The sequence below is a fragment of the Dissulfuribacter thermophilus genome (assembly GCF_001687335.1).
GTDB classification, from domain to species: domain Bacteria; phylum Desulfobacterota; class Dissulfuribacteria; order Dissulfuribacterales; family Dissulfuribacteraceae; genus Dissulfuribacter; species Dissulfuribacter thermophilus.
Genome location: NZ_MAGO01000004.1, coordinates 192438 through 213334, shown reverse-complemented (window position 1 = coordinate 213334; position 20897 = coordinate 192438). Strand labels below are relative to the sequence as shown.

Here is a 20897-nt window from a genome sequence, read left to right as displayed (position 1 = left end):
TTTGAGGCGCGAGGGGCGAAGGCGTACTTTGGTACGTCGAGCCCCGAGCAACAAAGAGACCCGGGCAAAATCGCCAATCCCGAAGGGCGGCAAAAGGTGGCAAAATCAAATGGGTTCCATACTCACTAAAACAGTGAAGGTTAAAGCTATGATTTTTGTCAAGCAACTGGCTGATATAATGTTTAAAAAACAATTTTGCCCCCTTTTGCCGTGCAGGATTTAGGTAAAACCGACAATTCATGCCTTTGCCATTGCTGCAATATTCACTGCTATTCCAATGGATGCAATACAAGCAGTCTCTGCCCTTAAGACCCTTGGGGCGAGGCTAGAGGGAGTGAAGCCTACATCTGTTAAAAACCGTAACTCGTGTTCTGTAAATCCTCCTTCAGGACCCACAAATATTGCGTAGGGAGTAGATTTTTTAATGAGGCAGTGAAGCAGTGAAGGAAGTCCTGGCTCAGGGGCTAGTACTGTAGCAAAGCTCACTTTAAGATCTTTTACAACCTCTGGGATCGCTTCAAAGGCAGTTGGGGGGCTAATATCTGGGGCCATGAGCCCTTTGCATTGTTTTAGGGCTTGAAGTGCAACAGCCTCCCACCTCTTTGTCTTTTCTTTTCCAGGACGTGCCACTGACCTTTGAGTGATAACTGGGATGATCTTTTCTATTCCCATTTCGGAGGCCTTTTGAACCACGAGGTCCATTTTTTCAGATCTCAAAAGTCCCGCAAATAATATGATGGGGAGTCTGTCGTCCTGGAATATGGGTGGGGCAACTGGCTTTACTAATACCAAATTCTTTTTTGCATTGATTTCCTGGATTTCGCCCTTTAGGAGATGGCCTTTTCCATCAATTAGTTCAACCGTGTCTTTTACCCCCAACCTCAACACAACAGCGAGGTGTCTTGCCTCTTTTTCTGATAGCCTTATTGGTCCTTCACCTAAGATTGCCTCAGTGGAGACCAGAAACCTTCTGTCACGCACCGCTCGCCTGCCTTCTGTCCAATCTAGTCCCTGTGAAAGACGAGCCCCAACCACTCTGGGTCTTCTTTGTCTTCCTTTGATTGACTTAAACTGAGCCCCAGGTCAGTGAAGCGCTCTATTAGGTCACGTTCTTGCCCTCTAATGATCCCTGAACAGATGAGTGAACCCTTGGGGGCTAGGACTCGTACGAGGTCTTTTGATAGAAGGATCAAGGTGTTTTTGTCGAGGTTGGCCAAAACTATGTTAAAAGTGTCTTCTATCTCCCAAATTGGTGTTGTACTAACGCTACAAAGGTGGTGAACTCGGTTCAGTTCACAGTTTTCCCGTGCGACATCTACTGCAACTGGGTCTACATCAATCATAAGGACGGACTTGGCCCCGAGTTTTGCAGCAGCAATACCCAATATTCCAGTGCCTGTACCGCAATCAAGTATCTTTTGGGCCTTGTTTTCTTTGATAAGCTCCTGCAGGAATTCAAGGCAAAGTCTTGTAGAGGCATGGGTCCCTGTTCCAAAGGCCTGCCCAGGGTCGATTTCAATGATCATCTCGCCTTTGTCGGGTATATAGTCCTCCCAAGTGGGTTTTATGACGAGTCTATCTGCAACTTTTAAAGGTTTAAAAAATGCCTTCCAGCCGTCTTTCCAGTCTTCCTCTAAAATGTGGCGGGTACTTACCTGAAATTCTAAATAATCACCGTGTAGTTTTTTGAGATCATTTAGGAAATGTTGAAGTTCTGAGAATAGCTCCCCTTCAAATTCCTGGGGGGTAAAAAAGGCCTTAATAATTGTATGATCGTCTACTATTACCCCTCGATTTAGATTAGAGACAAGAAAGTCGCTAATAACATCTATTAGCTGGTTACGATCGGGATCTTCCCTTAAATTGCGTTTAGAGTTAATGTGTATAGATACTTCAATCCATATTTCATTCATAGTGGCTTCCTCTGGTTAAATCCTGGAATTCGATTTGGCATAGTCAATGCCATAATTTGTAATCTGGGATAAAGTCGCATCCTTTGTCTTGCAGCTTCAACAAATTTGGCAGTTACAGAATTAGGTGCAATCTAATTGATTTTCCAGGGTTTCGCTATGTAGAGATTTAGGTCTCACCTAAATCCTGCACGGCAAAAGGGGGCAGCCGCCCTTCGGGATTGGCGATTTTACCCAATCTTCTTTGTTGCTCGGGGCTCGAAGTACCTAAGTACGTCTTCGCCCCTCGCGCCTCAAATCTTGGGCAAACTCGCCAATTGCAGGATTTAGGTTCTCATTAAAAATTTTGTTGCATGTCTATTTTCCTGGCTTATAACTAAAATAATGATACTTAATTTATGCCATGGCCGTAGGCTTTAGGCTATACAAAAAATAAATTCTTTGGGGTGATGTCCCATGCCCGTTATTAAGATTAAATTTGGTAATGAAGCTGATAGGTTATCAGAACATTTTAAAAGGATGGTAGATGACTTTTTTCAAATGGGAGTTTCTACAGGAAGACTTCCCAGAGGTTGGCAACCTCCTCTAAATGTGTGTGAAGACGACGATTTTCTGTACATAATGGCAGATATGGCTGGCGTTCCAAAAGAACATTGTAGTGTGACGGTAGAGGGACAATTCGTACGCATAAGGGGAAAGCGTACGTCACCCCTTGGCCCAGGAAGCAGGAGATTCCATTTTATGGAAGTTGTTTATGGAGACGGTGAACGCATAGTGAAAATACCCTGTGAAGTAGATGCGGAAAATACAACGGCACAATTTGAAAATGGCCTTTTAATAATTAAGTTACCAAAAAGGATAGAGGGATCAGGGCGAAAAATCGAGGTTGAAGAATAAAAAAGGGGTTTCAATGAGTGACGAATACCAAGTAACTACAAACGGAGAGTTTTCAGAGGATACGATCAGGGAGCTTCCGGTCTTGCCTAGTAAAGACCTGGTGCTGTTCCCACACATGGTGGTCCCATGGATTGTGGAGCCCCCTAATCTTGTAAAATTGATAGACGATGCCCTAGGCTCTGACAGGACTATTGCCGTAGTCTTTTCCAAAGAGCGTGAGCAGGGCAAGATGGATCTCAAACGTGTTGGCACCATTGGTCTCATCCTGCGTATGGCAAAGGATGACGAAGGGCACGCCAAACTCATAATACAGGGGGTTGCAAGGGTCCATCTCCTCGAGCTTACTGAAAAAGAGCCCTATTTGAAGGCAAAGGTCCAGCCTGCTAAGGAGGTGGTCTCTGAGGATGACCTTGAAGTGCAGGCCCTCATGGTCAATATAAGGCAATCATTTTCAAAGGTTTTGGAGCTTTCCCCAAATCTCCCCAATGAGCTTGGAGCAATCGTCCTGAATATCACAGATCCGGGTATGCTCGCAGACGTGGTTGTGAGCCATCTCAACATCCCTCCAGAAGAAAAACAGGTAGTCCTTGAGGCCCTGGACATTAAGAAGAGGCTTGAGATTGCCATTGAGATCCTGACAAAACAGCTTGAGATCCTGGAACTCGGTCACAAGATACAGTCCAGGGTTAAGGACCAGATGGACAAGACTCAGAGAGAATTTTATCTCAGAGAGCAGCTCAAGGCCATTAAGAAAGAGCTGGGAGAATCAGAAGGCGCTCCAGAAGAGATAGAAGAGTTGAAGGCGGCCATAGAGGCCAAAAAACTCCCTGAATCCGCTAAAAAAGAGGTGGAAAGGGAGTTGGAGCGTCTTTCTAAGATGCATCCGTCGTCTGCTGAATATACAGTAAGCAGGGACTACATAGATTGGATATTGGCACTTCCATGGCATGAGGAGACAGAGGATCATTTGGACCTTGAAAAGGCAGAAGAGATCCTCAATCAGGATCATTATGACCTCGAAAAGGTAAAGAATCGCATTATTGAATATCTTGCGGTGAGGAAGTTGAAGCCAGATGCCAAAGGCCCAATACTGTGCTTTGCAGGCCCACCGGGCACTGGTAAGACAAGCCTTGGACGGTCCATTGCAAAGGCCTTGGGCAGGAAATTCTACAGGATTGCCCTTGGTGGTGTTAGGGATGAGGCAGAGATTAGAGGGCACAGAAGGACCTACGTGGGGGCTATGCCAGGTAGGATCATTCAAGGCCTGAGGCGCGTCGGGGTAAAGAACCCTATTTTTATGTTAGATGAGATCGATAAGATCGGAACGGATTTTAGAGGAGATCCTGCCTCTGCACTTCTTGAAGTATTAGATCCAGAACAGAATGCCACATTTACAGATCACTACCTCGGTGTGGAGTTTGATCTGTCGAAGATAATATTTATTGCAACGGCTAACGTCTTGGAGACCATACCAGCTCCACTCCTTGACCGTATGGAGATCCTCGAACTTTCTGGTTACACATTGCAGGAAAAGCTAGAGATTGCACGAAAATACCTAATCCCCAGGCAGCTTAAGGCACATGGTCTCACCCGTCGAAATGTGAGCATTCCCAAGAAGGTGGTATCTAGGATCATTACTGACTATACAAGAGAGGCTGGGGTCAGGAATTTAGAAAGAGAAATCGCTGGAGTCCTTCGCGGTGTTGCAAAGCGCATTGCAATGGGCGAAACTGAGAAGATCGTAGTCAGTATAAGTAATCTACACGAATTTTTAGGGCCACCACGTTTTGAATCAGAAGTAGCGGAAAGGACCAGGGTCCCAGGTGTCGTTACAGGGCTTGCCTGGACCCCAACAGGTGGGGAAATTCTCTTTATAGAAGCCACCAAAATGGATGGCAATGGAAAGCTGATCCTTACAGGCAAGCTTGGTGATGTGATGAAAGAGTCAGCTCAAACTGCCCTTAGCCTTGTTAGGTCGAAGGCCAAGGATTTGAAGATTGATTCTGAACTATTTCAGACCACAGATATTCATATCCACGTACCAGCCGGTGCTGTGCCAAAAGATGGTCCTTCTGCTGGAGTGGCTACGGCCCTTGCCCTTATTTCTCTTCTCACGGAAAGGCCGGCAAATCCAAAGGTTGCAGTCACCGGGGAGATTACATTGAGGGGCCAGGTCCTTCCAGTCGGTGGAATAAAAGAGAAGGTCCTTGCAGCACATAGGGCAGGCATCAAAGAGGTAATACTTCCAAAACGGAATAAAAAAGACCTTGTTGATGTGCCAGAAGAGGTAAAAGAGGTATTAAAATTCCACTTTATTCAAACCCTGGATGAGGCTATCAATATAGTGTTTTCAAATGGAAAGAGAAAAAAGAAGTAAAAGGGGTTTAAAACTGTGTTTGATAATCTCCAAAAGAGGCTTGATTCTGTATTCAAAAAGCTCAAAGGATACGGCCGTCTAACTGAGGAAAATATCCAGGAAGGACTGAGAGAGGTACGGCTTGCCCTACTTGAGGCAGATGTAAACTATAAGGTTGTAAAGGACTTTATTGCTAAGGTAAAAGAGCGGGCCTTGGGCCAAGAGGTGATGGAGAGCCTCACCCCAGGGCAACAGGTGGTCAAGATAGTGCATCAGGAGCTCATTGAGCTCCTTGGTGGGAAGACGTCATCGCTATCCCTTGCAGGGAAAAGCCCTGCAGTAATTATGTTAGTTGGACTTCAGGGTTCTGGTAAGACTACTACCAGTGCGAAGCTTGCTCGTTTTTTAAAGAAAAAAGGAAGGCGACCATATTTGGTGCCTGCAGACGTACAGAGGCCAGCTGCAATAAAACAGCTTCAGGTCCTTTCAAAACAAGTGGGGGTAGAGTGTTACCCTAGTGATCCAAAGGAGCCTCCTGTAGAGATTGCAAGAAAGGCTGTGCTCAAGGCGCCTTTAATGAATCTTGATACGGTCATCATTGATACTGCTGGCCGGCTTCATATTGATGAAGCGCTTATGGGCGAATTGAAGGCCATGAAAGAAAAGGTGGCGCCTCAAGAGATCCTCCTTGTGGCAGATGCCATGACAGGACAGGATGCAGTGAATATGGCCAAGGCCTTTGATGATGCCCTTGGAATAACAGGTGTAATCCTTACCAAGCTCGAGGGTGATGCCCGTGGTGGTGCTGCTCTAAGTATCCTGGCAGTAACTGGTAAGCCAATCAAATTTGTCGGTATAGGAGAAAAACTGGACGAACTGGAGGCCTTTCATCCTGACCGTGTTGCAAATAGAATCTTGGGAATGGGCGATGTCTTGAGCTTTATTGAAAAGGCTCAGGAGACCATTGATCGAGAAAAGGCCCTCAAGCTCCAGGAGAAGATCAAAAAGGATGCCTTTACATTGGAGGACTTTAGGGATCAGCTTCGTCAGATACGGCGCCTAGGAAGTCTGGAACAGATACTTAGCATGATCCCTGGCTTCAATAAATTAAAAAAGATGAAGGGCCTTGTGCCAGACGAAAAAGAGCTCATTCATATAGAGGCAATAATAAATTCCATGACTCCTGAGGAGAGAGCTGACTACAAGATTATTAATGCCAGTAGGAGAAGGAGGATTGCCAAGGGCAGTGGTACAACGGTCCAGGACGTTAATAAGCTCTTAAAAAATTATGCAGAAATGCATAAAATGATAAAAAAGTTTAAAAAGGGGAAGTTTCGTGGTTTTCCGCAGGGATTATTTGGTTGATTTTGATCTTGCGCTTGCCCTTTTTTTAAATTATTTTTTAGCGCTCCTGTTTGGGAAATACTTTGTGATCTAGTGTAGGAGGTTTTAATGGCGATTCGCATTAGGCTTTCAAGGGGCGGACGGAAAAAGCGTCCTTTTTACAGGGTAGTGGCTGCGGAATCTCAAGCGCCTAGAGATGGCCGTTTTTTGGAGATCCTCGGGACGTATGATCCGCTAAAGGATCCCTACGAGTTTAAAGTAGATGCTGAAAAGGTGAAGAAGTGGCTTGCAAAAGGTGCAAAGCCCACAGAAACAGTACACAGTTTATTAAAAAAGGCCGGTTTTTATAAAGATCAGGCTGCATAACCCAATCCCTGGAGGTGTTCATGAAGGAGTTGATTGAATACATTGCAAAGGCTCTGGTAGATAATCCAGATGCAGTGGAGGTAAATGAGATCGAGGGTGAGCAGACATCGGTCATCGAGCTCAAGGTGGCCAAGGAAGACCTCGGTAAAGTTATTGGTCGTCAAGGCAGAACAGCCCGGGCCATGAGAACTATTTTGAGCGCAGCCTCAACAAAGCTCAAGAAGAGAGCTGTGCTAGAGATTCTTGAGTAATTTTTATCACTAAACAATAGTGAGGAAGGCTCGAAATAGGGGCCTTTTGCCCATTGGAAGGGTGTCGAGAGCCCATGGGGTGCGTGGTGCTCTCGAAATTTTTTTGTATTCAGGAAACCCCGAGGTGCTGTCGAGCGTGCAGGTTGTTGTGCTCGGGGGCGCTGGAAAGGCCGGGGCTGATAAAGAATACGAAGTTAAGCGGGTTAGGCCAAAGAGAGAAAAGAGATTAATCCTTGAACTCGTTGGATTGGAAGACAGGACCTCTGCTGAACTCCTGAAGGGGTGTGAAGTTTTATGTAGGGTTGATGATCTTCCCGAATTAGAGCCAGACGAGTTTTACTGGTTTGAGATAGAGGGCTTTGCAGTTGTAGACCTGTCGGGCAACTCTCTTGGAGTAGTCAAGGGCTGCCTGGAAACAGGAGGACATGATTTAATAGTGTGTGAGGGTGAGACTGGGGAATTTCTCGTCCCTTTAGTAGCTGATATTGTAAAGGAGATTAGGAAGGAGGAAGAAGTCATAGTTGTTGACCCTCCTCCTGGTCTTATAGAGGCAAATGCTCTTTGACATACTGACAATATTTCCAGAATTTTTTGTTTCTCCCTTAAATGTGAGTATTCTTAGGCGTGGTCGTGAGAAGGGGGCCTTTGATGTCAGGACCTGGGATATACGGGATTTTGCCCAGGATAAACACAAGACAACTGATGATAGGCCCTATGGGGGAGGAGAGGGCATGGTAATGAAGGTGGAGCCCATTTATCATTGCCTCAAGCACGTTACTCCCCTAGGCCCCAGTCCATTTGTTGTACTATTGAGCCCCAGAGGAAGACTACTTGATCAATCACTTTGTGAAGAGCTTGCTCAAAAGAAGCGACTCATTCTCATCTGCGGACGTTATGAAGGGGTAGATGAGCGAGTTTCAGAGCACCTTGTGGACCTTGAACTCTCAATTGGAGACTATGTCCTTAGCGGAGGCGAACCAGCAGCCCTTGTGGTTATGGATGCCGTAATGAGGCTATTGCCTGGGGTGCTTGGCTGTGCAGAATCTCCTGAAAATGAGTCTTTTTCTACGGGGATCTTGGAGTACCCACAATACACAAGGCCCAGGGAATTCTTGGGATGGAAGGTGCCTGAAGTCCTTTTGTCTGGCGACCACAAGAAGATCGCCAAATGGAGAAGAAAAGAGGCCTTACGGACTACGCTTATTAGGCGCCCTGATCTCCTGGAGAAGATAGAACTTTCAGAGCAGGACATGAATCTTTTAGATGAATTGGGGTCCACGCCATGAAAAAGCCAATTTATGTTGGGCTTGTGCATCATCCTGTGGTCAATAGAAGGGGTGAGCCAGTTATATCCGCAATTACCAATCTGGATATTCATGATATAGCGAGAACCTGCAGGACCTTTGGGGTCAACTCATTTTTTGTGATAAATCCTTCAGAGACCCAACTTATGCTTCTAAACGATATAATGGCACATTGGAAAAAAGGGGCTGGTGGGAAGTCGAACCCTGAGAGGAAAGAGGCCTTCTCAGTTGTAAAGGGGCTAGAAAGTGTGGAAATGGCCATTTCCTCTATAGAGGAGGAGACTGGGATGAGGCCAGAAATCTGGACAACAAGCGCTAGGGACGGAGAAAATAGGCTTTGTTGGCAGGATGCCAGAAGACGCATAGATGAGTCAGGCGAGCAGCCAGTGTTGATCCTGTTTGGTACAGCAGGAGGCCTTTCAGAAGAAGTTTTTTCAATTTCAGACTTTATTATTGAGCCAATTAAGGGTAAAAATTGCTACAATCATTTGTCTGTAAGGAGTGCAGTCGCCATAACCTTAGATAGACTCTTGTCAAGGAGGATTTAAAGATGGATATATTCAAAAAACTTGCCTTTGAACAGATGCGTATGGACATCCCAGATTTTAGGCCTGGGGATACAGTCAAGGTCTATACTAAGATCAGAGAAGGTGAAGAAAAAGAGAGGATTCAGGTTTTCGAAGGTGTTGTTATTAAGCGCAGAGGTGGTGGGCTTTCTGAGACCTTTACCGTAAGAAAGGTCTCATATGGAGTAGGTGTAGAGAAGACCTTCCCTGTCCATTCTCCGATGATCGATAAGATTGAACTCGTTACTGTTGGTAGGAGAAAAAGGGCACGCCTTTACTATCTCAGAAATCTTAGGGGCAAAGCAGCTAAGCAGAAGATTCGTACTAAGTAATGCTTTTCGAGGCCAAGTCCCAATGTCCAGACAGGCTACGGTTTGAAAGGCTTTTTTGGGACCAGGGCCTGGAATTAGTGGCAGGAGTTGATGAGGTAGGAAGAGGATGTCTCGCGGGACCTGTTGTTGCCTGTGCTGTTGTCCTACCTAAAGGTGAAATTATTGAGGGAATTGACGATTCTAAGGCCCTGAGTGCTAAGGCCCGTGAGCATCTTAGTGTTGAGATAAAGAAAAGAGCAGTTGCGTGGTCTGTTAAAGAAATCGGGCCAGATGATATAGATTCATTAAACATCCTTCAGGCCTCCCTAAAGGCCATGAGCCTTGCAGTGGAGGCCCTCAAACCAACCCCACACGCTGTATTGGTGGATGGGAATCAGCCATTCCCCTGTCAACTTCCCCTTAGGACCATCCCAAAAGGAGATTCTCTTTCTCAATCAGTAAGTGCTGCTTCTATTATTGCAAAGGTTCACCGGGATCAGATAATGGAAAGGCTCCATAATTTGTATCCGCACTACAATTTTTTTAAAAATAAGGGCTATCCTACTAAGGAACACAGGGAAGCTCTAAGACGTTTTGGGCCTTGTCCCATTCATAGGAGGTCTTTTCGTGGGGTAGTCCAATGAATCCTTCAAGGAAGTGCTTTGGCAAATGGGCGGAAGAGGCTGCATGCGCCTTTTTTCAAAAAAGGGGGTATGATATACTCGAAAAAAATTACAGAACTCCTCTTGGAGAGATAGACCTTATAATTAGGCAGGGAAATTATATTGTATTTGTGGAGGTAAAGGCCAGGACGAGCGATAGATACGGCGGACCAGAAGAGGCCATTACTGACTGGAAGAAAGACAGGATTTTAAAGGCCGCTAAATGGTATATTATGGAAAAGGGAGTTGAAAAATTTAATTTTCGGTTTGACTGTGTTTTCTTTATAGGGGAAAAGGAAAATACTAAGATTCACCATATTGTCTCTGCCTTTGAGGCATGAGAGAAAGGGGTAGGAGAGCAAATGACTGCCAAGGTCCAAAGAGAGATTGCAGAAATAAAAAATTTGTTACTTCAAATGTCTGCCCTTGTTGAAGAGGCAGTTAGGACGTCCATACTTGCCTGGCAGCAAAAAAATCCAGATCTTGCCCAAAGGGTTATTGATCATGATTGGGAAATAGATGAAATGGAAAACAAGATCGATTCCCTCGTCCTCAAGACCTTAGTCCTTCAACAGCCTATGGCAGTGGACTTAAGGTTTCTCACCTCTGCAATGCAGATTGCTGAGCAATTGGAAAGAGTAGGGGATCATGCGGTAAATATCTCTGAAAAGGTCCATGAACTTTCAGAGGGACAAATAACCCTTGCTATTGCCTCTCCTGGACTAAAAGATATGGCAAATCATGCAATATCAATGCTCGGAGACAGTATTAATTCCTTCGTATACGGCGATACTAATCTAGCGTGGGAGGTGAAAAAGCGAGATAAGATTGTAGATGAATTATATAGCCAGGTAATGAAGGAAGAGATAGATGCGGTTGAGGCCTCGCGTCTGGAAATCCGTGCCGGCATATATCATATTATCCTTGCATTAAATATAGAAAGAATTGCCGATCTTGCCACTAATATTGCTGAAGACGTAATATTTTTCGTAGAGGGTAGACTCGTTCGACACAAAGAGGCAAAGGAACCTGGGAAAAAACTAGAGATAAAAACAAAGACTGAGGAAAAAGAGGAACCATTTCCATGCCCACCAGAGTCTGATGGAAGGCGTAGGGAACCACTCGAATGCCTAGAGAATCATGCCAAATATGTTGCAGATTGTTTTGAGGAGGCAAGGAGCGCACTTGATGCCTACTTTAATGGTGAGAAAAAGCTCTTTGAGGCAATAAGCGAAAAGGTTAGTGAGCTTGAACATGCTGCAGATCTCATAAGTAGAAATGTTAGATCTCACCTTCCAAAGGGCATAATAATGCCCATAGATAAGTTTGAGTTGTTTTTGTACCTCCAAGAAGAAGACAACGTAGCAGATACCGCAGAAGACATAGTTGAGTGGTTGAGTTATAGGAGTGTTTCTTTAGACTCTGATGTCAAAGAAAAGATTTTTGAACTCTATGGTACTTGCCTTTCCATATGCCAAGATCTCAAACCGATCATACATGCAGCACGTACGTATTTTCAGACAGGAGACGAAGACATTCGAGTCCACATTAAGGATAAGATTTTAGCCTTAAGGACAAGAGAACATGAGGCAGATACCCTTGAGCATAGACTAAAAAAGCTCATTTTTGAAAGGGTAGACGGAGCCATTGATGCAATGTACATGTTGAGGCTAATAGAACTCATAGGCCGTGCAGCAGATCATGCTGAGAACGCGGCTGATATTTTGAGGTCTATGATAGCCCGTTAATTGAGATCCTTGTCCAAAAATATCATACCAATTCTGACCTTCGTCTCCAGGGTGACCATGCCGTTTTTTGAGATGGCCATGAGTTCATCCTTGACAATCTCACGTTCCCTGGCTGTAAGATCCCTTTCAAACTCAAGGCGCCAGATTATTCTTTCAATCTGTTTACTTAGCTCATAGGTCCTGTGCCATGTTCCAGTAAAATATTGAATCTCAGGAGCATATCCCAGGGAATAAAGATACCCGAATACCACTGTTATGTCGCTCTTTGGAGCCTGGGGGGGATGTCCTAGAATTTTCTTACTGATCTCTTCAAGAAAGACATTCTTTCTGACACCTGCCCAACCTATGAGGACGACGAATCTTTTAGAGAGATTTAGCATTTGATCGATATTTTTGTGGTATCCGAGAAGAGGATTCATTGAGGAAAATACGATGTCAAATTCCTTTTTTGCTTCGAATGAGCGCCAGTCCTGATGGATTATTTTGCAGTTGGAGATCCCTCGCTCTTTAACCTTTTCTCTAAACCTCTCCAGCATTCCAGCAGAGATATCAACGCCTGTTATCTCCTTTAAATATGGGGCAAAGACGAGGGCATAATTCCCAGTACCGCATGCAATATCGATTAGGCTAAAATCTCTTGTGAGGATGCCCTTTTGGGCCATCTTTTCAAAGACCCCTTGGGTGAGTTTGGCGTAGTCAGGTTCATTTTCAAGATCATCGTATGTCTTGGCTGCTTTATCCCAACATTGGCCTGTTAGTTCACGTCTGTTTTCCCCTTCTCCCTTTGGTCTTAGGCGCTCCCTCCAAAAATCTGGCCCTGGAAATCCTTTCATGACAAGTTCTCCTTTCGCCGTTTGAGCCCCCTGGGTGCCCTTTTTTTAAGTATAGCTACTGCTTACCCTGTGAGAAATTGCATTTTTGGTATAATATGTTTGCATTACCACTGCCTTTGTTCGTCTGTGGCAAGTCAGCGAACGAAACGTGTACGTGTGGTTGGTTAAGCCGGCCACAGACCAACGCAGGCATTATGTATGCATATTTCTTGTGAGGAGAATAGCATAAAATGGTTGAAGGATCACGCTTTGAAATGCTTTTGGAAGAGTCTGTTAAACTCCACGGCCATCTTTGTCCAGGACAAGTCCTTGGAGTGCGGCTTGCAATGCTTGGGCTAAAGCTGATAGGAATTGAGGATCCTAAGGGAAAGGACAGGAAGGCCTTTATGGTCTTTGTGGAAATAGATAGGTGTGCCACCGATGCCATTCAGTCAGTAACTGGCTGCAGCCTAGGAAAAAGGTCCCTTCGCTGGAAGGACTATGGAGTCATGGCAGCCACATTTGTCCATCTCAAAAAGGGGATATCCTATAGGGTAGTTGCCAGGGAAGAGGCACGGGAGCTCTCCAAAAACTATTTTCCAGAAATCGAGGACAAGTATAAACGTCAGCTAGAGGCATATAAGGTAATGCCAGATGAGGAATTGTTTGAAGTCCAGGAAGTTGAGGTAGAGATCCCTGAGTGTGATCTTCCAGGACGTCCTCTGAGAAGAGTCCAGTGCGAATCGTGTGGGGAATACGTTCAAGATTGTCGTGAGGTGGAAAAAGATGGAAAGATTTTGTGTCGTGCCTGTGCCTACGGAGGATACTACAGGAGGAAAGACTCATGAGCCTTAAAAAGGTCCCTGTTGAAGAGGCTGTGGGGATGATCCTTCCCCATGACATTACAGAGATTGTGCCGGGTAAGAAAAAAGGACCCGCTTTTAGAAAGGGGCATGTCATACGGCCTGAGGATGTGGAACATCTCAAGCGTCTGGGCAAGGAGCACATATTTTGCCTTGAACTCGAGGAAGGAGAGCTCCATGAAGATGACGCAGCACTACGGCTGGCAAGGGCAGTGGCTGGTCCGAATATTCTATGGGATGAAGATCCAAAAGAGGGTAAGGTTGGGTTCAGGGCAAAAGTAGATGGCCTCTTCAAGGTTGACGTAGAAGGGCTTTATAAAATGAATCTCCTTGGAGAAGTCATGCTTTCTACAATACACAACAACACCGTGGTCAGAGCAGGAGACCAGGTGGCAGCAGGCCGGGCCATACCCCTTATTATTAAGGAATCAATCATTGATGAGGTGGAATCCATAGGCGAGAGCCGAGGCGGGTTAATATCCATTGCCCAGTGGAAAATAAAAAGAGGTGCCATAGTGATTACAGGCCGAGAGGTGTTTGAGGGAAGAGTCAAGGACGCCTTTGGAAAACGTATGGCTGAAAAATTGTCCTCTCTGGGGATAATTGTTGTGTCGACAGTACTTTGTCCAGATGAGCCGGAAAGGATAGCTCAAGAGATTCGGGCAGCAATAGACCGAGGAGCGGAAATGGTCCTATGTACTGGAGGAATGAGTGTTGATCCTGACGATGTCACACGATATGGGATAAGGCTTGCCGGTGGAACAGATGAGGTATATGGTTCACCAGTGCTTCCTGGAGCAATGTTTTTAGTATCCTATATCAATGACATCCCTATACTTGGAATCCCTGCATGCGGCATGTATTTCAAGGTCACGGTCCTGGATCTAATCTTGCCTAGAGTAGTGGCTGGAGAGCGTATTACAAGGGAGAAGATTGCAGCTTTGGGCCATGGTGGCCTTTGTCTGAACTGTAAGTCCTGTAAGTTCCCTGTGTGTCCCTTTGGAAAAGGAGGTGGATAGAAAAATGTTTATTCTCGCCAATTTCTTAAATGCATTGGCCTCAGTCATTGATATGGTGCTTTCACTCTACATTTGGATCGTCATAGTACAGGCTCTAATCTCCTGGGTGAACCCAGATCCCTTTAATCCTATTGTAAGATTTTTATATCAAGTAACTGAACCAGTATTTTATAGAGTAAGGAGGATACTTCCCTTGCAATTTGGGGGAATTGATTTAACCCCAATGGTAGTAATAATAGCCATTGTGTTTATTAAAAGTTTTCTAGTGACCACCCTTCACCAGCTTGCTTATAGGCTTGTCTAAATATGAGGAGATTGCCCTATGGCCATCACAGCCAATGACATACTTGAAAAAGAGTTTAAGAGGGCTCTAAGGGGCTATGACAAGGATGAGGTGGATAGTTTTTTAGAAGAAATAGCCGAAACCTTTACAGGCCTCGTCAAGGAGAGAAATGCACTCAGAGAACGTGTCCATGAACTTGAACAGGAATTAAAGAATTTCAAGGAACAAGAAAGGGAGATAAACAAGGTCCTTGTTTCTGCACAAAAGGTCATTGATGAGCTAAAGGCCCAGGCCAAACAAGAGGCAGACCTAATCATAAAAGAGGCCAAGGCAAAGAGTGAAAGACTCCTTGACGAGGCAAGAGATGAGCAAAGGCGTCTTAGTCTATCTATAGACGAACTCAGGAGAAAAAAGAGCCAGTTGATAAGCCAACTCAAGTCAATGTTAATGGGCTATTTAGAGGCATTAGAGAAGGAAGCTGAGTTGGAAAAAAACTATAAATTACAAGAGCCCCAGTCCCAGAAGGGGCCTGAGCCCAGCAAAGATTCCTCCCCCAAGCCAAAGGAGCCGTCAAAGGATCTGTCAGATTCAAGGCTCACTGGGGTGGAACTCATTGAAGACGATGAGTTTGACATCTGATCTTTTATAGTTTTTGATGATGTCAATTTTTTGTCACTATTGATAGGAAATATTAACATCTCCTACATTAATTTTCCTACCACTGTCCACTTAATCGCCTTACGCCTTTAAAAAATGGTGAATTATTAGATTTGAATCGGCCACAGGCGTCAAAAACTCTACTTCTGGAAAGTGACTATTCCACAATAACTTATGCGTATAGTTATATTTTTTGTTCTTGTAATCCCTCTATGGACTCGATGGTGGTACGTATTTTGCATTTTAAAATTACTAAGTAATAGGTAAGGCCAGGAGGCGGCTATCCATCAAGTCATGGTTGTTCCCGATCCTTTGGGGAGGAAATATATGTTGAGATATAGACAAGTCGAACAACAAGCCGATGTTATGCAATTGATGTTTTCTGATTTTTCCAGAATAGATGTCAATAAACTGTTTTCTGAAATACGGAATATAGAGTTGGAAAATGCCCTCTACGAGCGACTTGCAAAGGTAGTTGATATACATGGGGCTGTTGATGCATTTTCCCTGTGGTTAAGTCAGGAAGTTGTGTGCCTTGGGAATTAGGGATGAGTTGAGTGGCAAGTGGCATTTTGTGTGCTCACACCATGGTTCTGAACAGTCCCACCTCATAGATACCGCTAAGGCTATTGTAGAAAGAAATAGACAAAGAGGCGGTTTTAAAATTGAGACCATTAAGACCTCGATGGGGGTTATCAAGCTTATTGTTTTGCGAAAAAGAGAGCTGTTTTCTGCTGACGAGCTTGGCATTATTGAACGCGGAGTCAAGATCCTCACCAATACTCTCGAAAGGGTATTTTACTTTGAGATACTCTACAGACAGTCAAGAATGGATGCCCTCACTGGGTTGGCAAATAGAAGGGTGTTTGAGGAAAAGATTGAAGAACTCATGACAAGTAGCAGCCGTTATGGTTTTCCAATCAGTCTCGCCATACTGGACTTGGACAATTTCAAAGAGATCAATGACAGCCTTGGTCACGATGAAGGAGACCGCATATTAAAAAAGGTGGCAGTGGTATTTCAAGATATGATTCGTGCCTCAGACCTGGTTGCCAGGCTGGGGGGAGATGAATTTGCCATTTTGTTACCAAATACAGGACTTGAAGAGGCCAAAATACTTGTAGAGAGGATAATAAATGCCGTAAACAAGCTGGACATTGAGACGCCTTTTGGGAAAAAATTAGGAGTTAGTGTAGGCGTGAGTCAGTGGGATGGAAAATTGGGAAAAGAAGCCTGGATAAAACTCACAGATGACTTACTTTATGCTGCAAAACGGGCTGGTAGGAACTGTTATTTCACACTATAAATTTTTCGAATTCATTGATCATACTAGATGGTGATTGAGTCCTTGTGAGCGTCTCCCTAAATTTGGCACTCCCCTTAAGGCCTTTGGAATACCATGAAAGATGGAGCCTAAGGGGGGTGATGGCCCTATGGCTACCGTAAAAGGATATGATGGAATGGAGATGCTCTAAAATTAGATCCTTGTGCATATGTAGCATTTCTTCCTTAGGGGCTTCATTAGAGGTTGCATTTAATTGGCTAAAAATCCATGGTCGTCCAAGGGCCCCTCTACCAATCATAACACCCTGGGCCTTTGCCTGAGAAAGGCAGGATTTGAATGTGGCACTATTGACAACATCACCATTTGCGATTAAGGGGATCTTTAAATCCTGAGAAATAGAGCTCAAGGCCAGCCAATTAGGAGTTCCTCTAAACATCTGATTCCTCGTCCTGGCATGAATGACGACCATCTTGATCCCAAGGTTTTCAAATACCTTTACGAGCTCCTTTGCCTGAAATTCTCCATGGCCCCATCCAAGGCGTATTTTCACCGTGACAGGGAGATCGACTGCCTTCACTACCTCTTTTACAATTTGTACTGCTCGTTCTGGATCCTTTAAAAGGGCTGAGCCTGCTCCTTGGGACACTATACGCTTCTCAGGACACCCCATGTTGATATCAATGGCCATGGCACCGAGGTCTTCTGCAATCTTTGCAGCCTCTGCCATGACTTTGGGACTAGAGCCCATAATCTGGACCAAGGTGCGTGGTTCCTCATCCACATATTTTAACATGTGGAGTGTCTTGGGAACTCGTCTTATGAGGGCTTCAGAGGATATCATCTCAGTGACGGCAAAATCTGCCCCAAATCTCGTGCAAATCTTTCTAAAGGGATGGTCCGTAAGACCAGCCAGTGGTGCCAAGGCAATTATGGGACGGCAATGAACTGTTTTTAAGATATAATCCAAGCCAGTTTCAGACATTTTCTAATGTCGGTGTCCCACAAGGTGATGATCTCTTAAAAATAGTGACAGTGCCTCTTTAGAAGAACAAAATTCTTCGTGGGTTCCATGAAATACCAGTCGTCTGTTGAGACATGCCACTTTATTGACATACTTGTTTACTACAGCTATGTCGTGGGTAACCATGACGATGGTGATGCCATTTTTATTGAATTCCTGGAGCATTTCGTAAAATTCATCTTGGGCCTTAACGTCTACTCCTGTAGTTGGTTCATCAAGAAACAATATTTCTGGATCGTTCACGATACCCCTTGCTATAAAGACCCGTTGTTGCTGTCCACCAGAAAGATCAGAGAGTTTTTTCTGAGAAAATTGGGCCATACCGACCTTTTTCAATGCCCTTTTTACAGCTATTTTGTCTTCTCTATTTAGCCATTTTAGATGGTTTTTTTTTGATGCTCTTCCAAGGCCAACTACTTCTTCTACAGTGATTGGGAATATTTTATCTACATGAACAGCCTTTTGCGGTACATATCCTATGCGCCACCATTCATTAAAATGTTCTAAGTCCTTGCCTATTATGTGGATTTTTCCCTTTTGGAGTTTTAGAAGCCCTAAAATCAATTTAAGTAGTGTACTCTTCCCAGAACCATTGGGGCCAATAACCGCGAGAAAATCCCCTGGCATAATTGAGAAGGTAACGTCTTCGAGTACCATGTGTTTCCCATAAAAAAAGTCGACATGTTCTACTTCTACTACTGGATTACCTTTTACTCTAGTTGGAGAAGTCACAATTATATTTTGTCCTTTTGACAATAACCGATGACTTTATAAATGAGACGAGCTGCTGTAAATTCTGGGAAATTTATACCCGGTACTGGAGAAAGTTCAACACAATCAAAGCCAACAATATTAGAATTAGAAATAATCGTCTGCAGGAAGTTGAGAAGGGTATACCACAACATGCCTCCTGGTTCTGGCGTACCAACTGCAGGCATAACAGATGGGTCGAGGCAATCAAGGTCGATAGTAATGTAGGTGGGAAGGCTCTTGTCCAGGCTTTTTATGACTGAGTCAATGGAACCTTGCGGATCACTAAATATATCCTTTGCAAAAATAGGCTTGGCCCCTGTTTCTTTCAAAAAGGTAAGCTCTTCTCCAGAAAATGATCTGATTCCAACTTGAATGGGATTGCCTAGGTCCCAGACCCTTCTCATTACACACGCATGGCTAAATCTAGAGCCCTGATAACTTTCCCTTAGATCCAGATGGGCATCAAACTGGATTATGTTTAACGGTCCGAAGGCATTAAAAAAGGCAGTTATTGCCCCAATGCTGACTGAATGATCTCCCCCGAGGGTACATACCATTTTCCCCTGGTCAATGGCCTTTGACACCTCTTCTCTTACCAACTCAGCCATCTTTTCAGGGTCTAGCACAGGTTCAATTGCCTGAGTCGTATGTATACCTATCTTGTAGGGCTCAAACAGCAATTCCTCGTCCAGGAGTTCCATTTGAGTAGAGGCCTCAATGATGGCCTGTGGCCCGAAACGTGCTCCAGGTCTGTAACACGTAGATGCATCAAAAGGTGCCGGGATCAAAAACCATTTGGCTTGGTCCCGGCTTGAATATGGAGGTGTGAGGTTGAGGAATTGGTTCTGCACCTTAGACAGTCATATTGGCCCGTTCGTTTCTCAAGAAGTGATGTACTTTCCTGATAACTTTTGGGAATTCGTGTCCTCTGTCGAGGAGCTTTATCTCTACCTTTTTAATGTCGAAGATCTTTTTAATGTGCTCTATAGCTGCATCTGAGTCAAAGGCCTTGCAGGAAAAGATGTCAAGGCTCAAGTATAGCTTTTCAGGGAACGTATGGATGCTGATATGACTCTCTGCGATGAGAACGAAACCAGATATCCCCCAATCTTCTGGCACTTTGCCTGAGTATTTAAATACGTAAGGAGGCATTATCTTTGTCATGTTAATCTCATCTGGGTATCTGCTTAAGAAATCGTAGATACCATTAAGATCCATAAGTTTTTCCCTGTCACAGCCGTAACCGTCCAACATTAAGTGCTGACCAAAGCCGTATTCGATTGTGTCCATGGCCATCCCCCCTTAAATGAATTTTAATCCCACTTCTAAAGGGGATATAGAGATTTAACGGTGAGGCGCTACTTTATAAGGTTATGGTAGAAAAATGTCAAGGGAAAAGTAGATCTTAGAGGGTTTTATGATATGATGACTAGAGATTACCTAATCCCTAAATCCTTAAAATAGGCAAGAGGGCCATTGGATTAAGGTGGATGGAAAAAGGCGTACTTTGGTATGTCAAGCCACTGACAACCCTGCAGATTGGGCGAAATTGTTAATCCCTAAGCTGGCGTGAGCACATTTTTCACAATAATGTTCCTCTAATACTGAGTTAAAGAGTTGTAACCTGTCAATATGAATTGAAAAATATGTTTTTTCTTCCATTCACTATATTAGAATTTATGGGATTTAGGAGAAAGTATCAAAGGAGGACTATACGTCATGATGATGGGATTTTCAAAGACAATCAAAATGGGTCTAATTGTGTTTTTTTCAATGTTTTTTTTATCTACTGAAATGGTATTGGCAGGGGGTGAACAACAACGGTTGCAAAATGCCCTTGCTGTGCTCAAAGAAGCCCAAGCTATACCGGAAAGGACTATTCCAAAAGAGCTCTTTAAAAGATGTAGGGCAATAGCAATTTTTCCATCTGTATACAAAGGTAGCTTTATTATTGGCGGGAGCTTTGGAAGAGGTGTTATTTTTGCCAGAGATCCCAAAAGTAATAAGTGGTTTGGCCCGGTATTTCTTACGATTGGTGGCGGGAGCTTTGGATGGCAGATAGGGGTAAAATCCACAGATCTAATATTGGTCGTGATGAATGATAGGGGACTTCGCCCCTTCTTTAGAGGAAACTTTACTCTCGGCGGTGAAGTTGGAGTATCAGCCGGCCCAGTTGGGAGAGAGTTAGAGGCATCCACTGATATCACCTTAAGGTCGGAAATATACTCTTATTCAAGGAGTAAGGGCTTTTTTGCAGGTATTTCACTGGAAGGAACATATATTGCCCATGACTACAATGCAGATGAGGCCTTTTGGAAGAAGCCTTATACGCCAAGGGAAATATTGGAAGGTCGTGTATCAGTCATTCCAGAGTCAGCCAAGGCAATAATTACCTATCTGGAGAAGTTGGGGAAATAAAGGCTATTTTAAAGTGTTGAGTAGTTCAGAAGTTTTGAGTTTTGAGTTTTGAGTTGAAGGAACCTTGAACT

The 20897-nt window shown here is 44.2% G+C and carries 26 protein-coding genes; 19 read left to right on the top strand and 7 right to left on the bottom strand.

What is annotated here, in order from left to right; translation table 11 throughout:
• Positions 1–237: 237 nt before the first annotated feature.
• Together DBT_RS05015 and prmA are read right to left on the bottom strand one after the other, a co-directional pair.
• Positions 238–981, bottom strand: a complete 744-nt coding sequence (locus DBT_RS05015; RefSeq protein ID WP_161939913.1) for an RsmE family RNA methyltransferase — start codon at positions 979–981, stop codon at positions 238–240.
• Between the two features lie 23 nt (positions 982–1004).
• Positions 1005–1913 (bottom strand): 50S ribosomal protein L11 methyltransferase, encoded by a 909-nt coding sequence (gene prmA / locus DBT_RS05010; protein ID WP_067617173.1) that lies wholly within the window; start codon positions 1911–1913, stop codon positions 1005–1007.
• 453 nt (positions 1914–2366) lie between these two features.
• Here prmA and DBT_RS05005 point away from each other — a divergent pair, with 453 nt between their 5' ends.
• From DBT_RS05005 to phoU, 12 genes are all read left to right on the top strand, one after another.
• Positions 2367–2807, top strand: coding sequence for an Hsp20/alpha crystallin family protein (locus DBT_RS05005; RefSeq protein WP_067617169.1), 441 nt, complete (start codon positions 2367–2369; stop codon positions 2805–2807).
• Positions 2808–2820: 13 nt separating this feature from the next.
• On the top strand, positions 2821–5184 hold the full coding sequence (gene lon / locus DBT_RS05000) for an endopeptidase La (RefSeq protein WP_067617234.1): 2364 nt from the start codon (positions 2821–2823) through the stop codon (positions 5182–5184).
• A 15-nt stretch (positions 5185–5199) separates the two neighbouring features.
• Positions 5200–6528, top strand: coding sequence for a signal recognition particle protein (ffh, locus tag DBT_RS04995; protein WP_067617166.1), 1329 nt, complete (start codon positions 5200–5202; stop codon positions 6526–6528).
• A gap of 87 nt (positions 6529–6615) precedes the next feature.
• Positions 6616–6873, top strand: a complete 258-nt coding sequence (gene rpsP, locus DBT_RS04990; RefSeq protein ID WP_067617163.1) for a 30S ribosomal protein S16 — start codon at positions 6616–6618, stop codon at positions 6871–6873.
• A 20-nt stretch (positions 6874–6893) separates the two neighbouring features.
• Complete coding sequence (locus DBT_RS04985) at positions 6894–7124, top strand: KH domain-containing protein (protein ID WP_067617160.1); 231 nt, start codon at positions 6894–6896, stop codon at positions 7122–7124.
• A 19-nt stretch (positions 7125–7143) separates the two neighbouring features.
• Positions 7144–7689, top strand: coding sequence for a ribosome maturation factor RimM (gene rimM / locus DBT_RS04980; protein WP_067617158.1), 546 nt, complete (start codon positions 7144–7146; stop codon positions 7687–7689).
• Entirely contained in the window at positions 7679–8410 is a 732-nt protein-coding gene (trmD, locus tag DBT_RS04975) for a tRNA (guanosine(37)-N1)-methyltransferase TrmD (protein WP_067617155.1), read from the top strand. The genes rimM and trmD overlap by 11 nt, the downstream gene beginning before the upstream one ends.
• Positions 8407–8976: an RNA methyltransferase gene (locus DBT_RS04970; RefSeq protein ID WP_067617152.1), complete on the top strand. Its 570-nt coding sequence runs from the start codon at positions 8407–8409 to the stop codon at positions 8974–8976. The genes trmD and DBT_RS04970 overlap by 4 nt, the downstream gene beginning before the upstream one ends.
• 2 nt (positions 8977–8978) lie before the next feature.
• Positions 8979–9326, top strand: a complete 348-nt coding sequence (gene rplS / locus DBT_RS04965; RefSeq protein ID WP_067617150.1) for a 50S ribosomal protein L19 — start codon at positions 8979–8981, stop codon at positions 9324–9326.
• A complete protein-coding gene (locus tag DBT_RS04960; RefSeq protein WP_083186636.1) occupies positions 9326–9949 on the top strand; it encodes a ribonuclease HII in 624 nt (207 codons plus the stop codon). The genes rplS and DBT_RS04960 overlap by 1 nt, the downstream gene beginning before the upstream one ends.
• The gene (locus tag DBT_RS04955; RefSeq protein WP_067617147.1) at positions 9946–10308 is read left to right on the top strand and encodes a YraN family protein; all 363 of its coding nucleotides are present in this window, start codon (positions 9946–9948) and stop codon (positions 10306–10308) included. The genes DBT_RS04960 and DBT_RS04955 overlap by 4 nt, the downstream gene beginning before the upstream one ends.
• A gap of 21 nt (positions 10309–10329) precedes the next feature.
• Positions 10330–11715 (top strand): phosphate signaling complex protein PhoU, encoded by a 1386-nt coding sequence (phoU, locus tag DBT_RS04950; RefSeq protein ID WP_067617144.1) that lies wholly within the window; start codon positions 10330–10332, stop codon positions 11713–11715.
• Here phoU and DBT_RS04945 read toward each other — a convergent pair.
• The gene (locus DBT_RS04945; RefSeq protein ID WP_067617141.1) at positions 11712–12548 is read right to left on the bottom strand and encodes a class I SAM-dependent DNA methyltransferase; all 837 of its coding nucleotides are present in this window, start codon (positions 12546–12548) and stop codon (positions 11712–11714) included. The genes phoU and DBT_RS04945 overlap by 4 nt on opposite strands.
• A gap of 230 nt (positions 12549–12778) precedes the next feature.
• On the opposite strand from DBT_RS04945, the gene DBT_RS04940 reads away from it, so the two are divergent.
• The 6 genes from DBT_RS04940 (at position 12779) to DBT_RS04915 (ending at position 16655) form a co-directional block, all read left to right on the top strand.
• Entirely contained in the window at positions 12779–13375 is a 597-nt protein-coding gene (locus DBT_RS04940; protein WP_067617138.1) for an FmdE family protein, read from the top strand.
• Positions 13372–14409, top strand: coding sequence for a molybdopterin-binding protein (locus DBT_RS04935; RefSeq protein ID WP_067617135.1), 1038 nt, complete (start codon positions 13372–13374; stop codon positions 14407–14409). Before DBT_RS04940 ends, DBT_RS04935 begins: the two co-directional genes overlap by 4 nt.
• A 4-nt stretch (positions 14410–14413) precedes the next feature.
• The gene (locus DBT_RS04930; protein WP_067617131.1) at positions 14414–14713 is read left to right on the top strand and encodes a YggT family protein; all 300 of its coding nucleotides are present in this window, start codon (positions 14414–14416) and stop codon (positions 14711–14713) included.
• A gap of 18 nt (positions 14714–14731) precedes the next feature.
• The gene (locus DBT_RS04925; RefSeq protein ID WP_067617128.1) at positions 14732–15331 is read left to right on the top strand and encodes a DivIVA domain-containing protein; all 600 of its coding nucleotides are present in this window, start codon (positions 14732–14734) and stop codon (positions 15329–15331) included.
• A gap of 345 nt (positions 15332–15676) precedes the next feature.
• Entirely contained in the window at positions 15677–15895 is a 219-nt protein-coding gene (locus DBT_RS04920) for a hypothetical protein (protein ID WP_141674214.1), read from the top strand.
• Entirely contained in the window at positions 15885–16655 is a 771-nt protein-coding gene (locus DBT_RS04915; RefSeq protein WP_067617121.1) for a GGDEF domain-containing protein, read from the top strand. Before DBT_RS04920 ends, DBT_RS04915 begins: the two co-directional genes overlap by 11 nt.
• On the opposite strand, the gene dusB is transcribed toward DBT_RS04915, so the two are convergent.
• Genes dusB through speD form a run of 4 tightly spaced genes read right to left on the bottom strand, consistent with a single transcriptional unit; the run spans position 16645 to position 19698 of the window.
• Complete coding sequence (gene dusB / locus DBT_RS04910) at positions 16645–17616, bottom strand: tRNA dihydrouridine synthase DusB (RefSeq protein WP_067617119.1); 972 nt, start codon at positions 17614–17616, stop codon at positions 16645–16647. The genes DBT_RS04915 and dusB overlap by 11 nt on opposite strands.
• 3 nt (positions 17617–17619) lie before the next feature.
• On the bottom strand, positions 17620–18387 hold the full coding sequence (locus DBT_RS04905; RefSeq protein ID WP_244155312.1) for a metal ABC transporter ATP-binding protein: 768 nt from the start codon (positions 18385–18387) through the stop codon (positions 17620–17622).
• Between the two features lie 2 nt (positions 18388–18389).
• Entirely contained in the window at positions 18390–19259 is an 870-nt protein-coding gene (gene speB / locus DBT_RS04900) for an agmatinase (protein WP_067617117.1), read from the bottom strand.
• A gap of 1 nt (position 19260) precedes the next feature.
• A complete protein-coding gene (speD, locus tag DBT_RS04895) occupies positions 19261–19698 on the bottom strand; it encodes an adenosylmethionine decarboxylase (protein ID WP_067617114.1) in 438 nt (145 codons plus the stop codon).
• Positions 19699–20127: 429 nt separating this feature from the next.
• Between speD and DBT_RS04890 the strand changes: the two genes are divergently transcribed.
• A complete protein-coding gene (locus DBT_RS04890) occupies positions 20128–20826 on the top strand; it encodes a lipid-binding SYLF domain-containing protein (protein WP_067617112.1) in 699 nt (232 codons plus the stop codon).
• Positions 20827–20897: the final 71 nt, after the last annotated feature.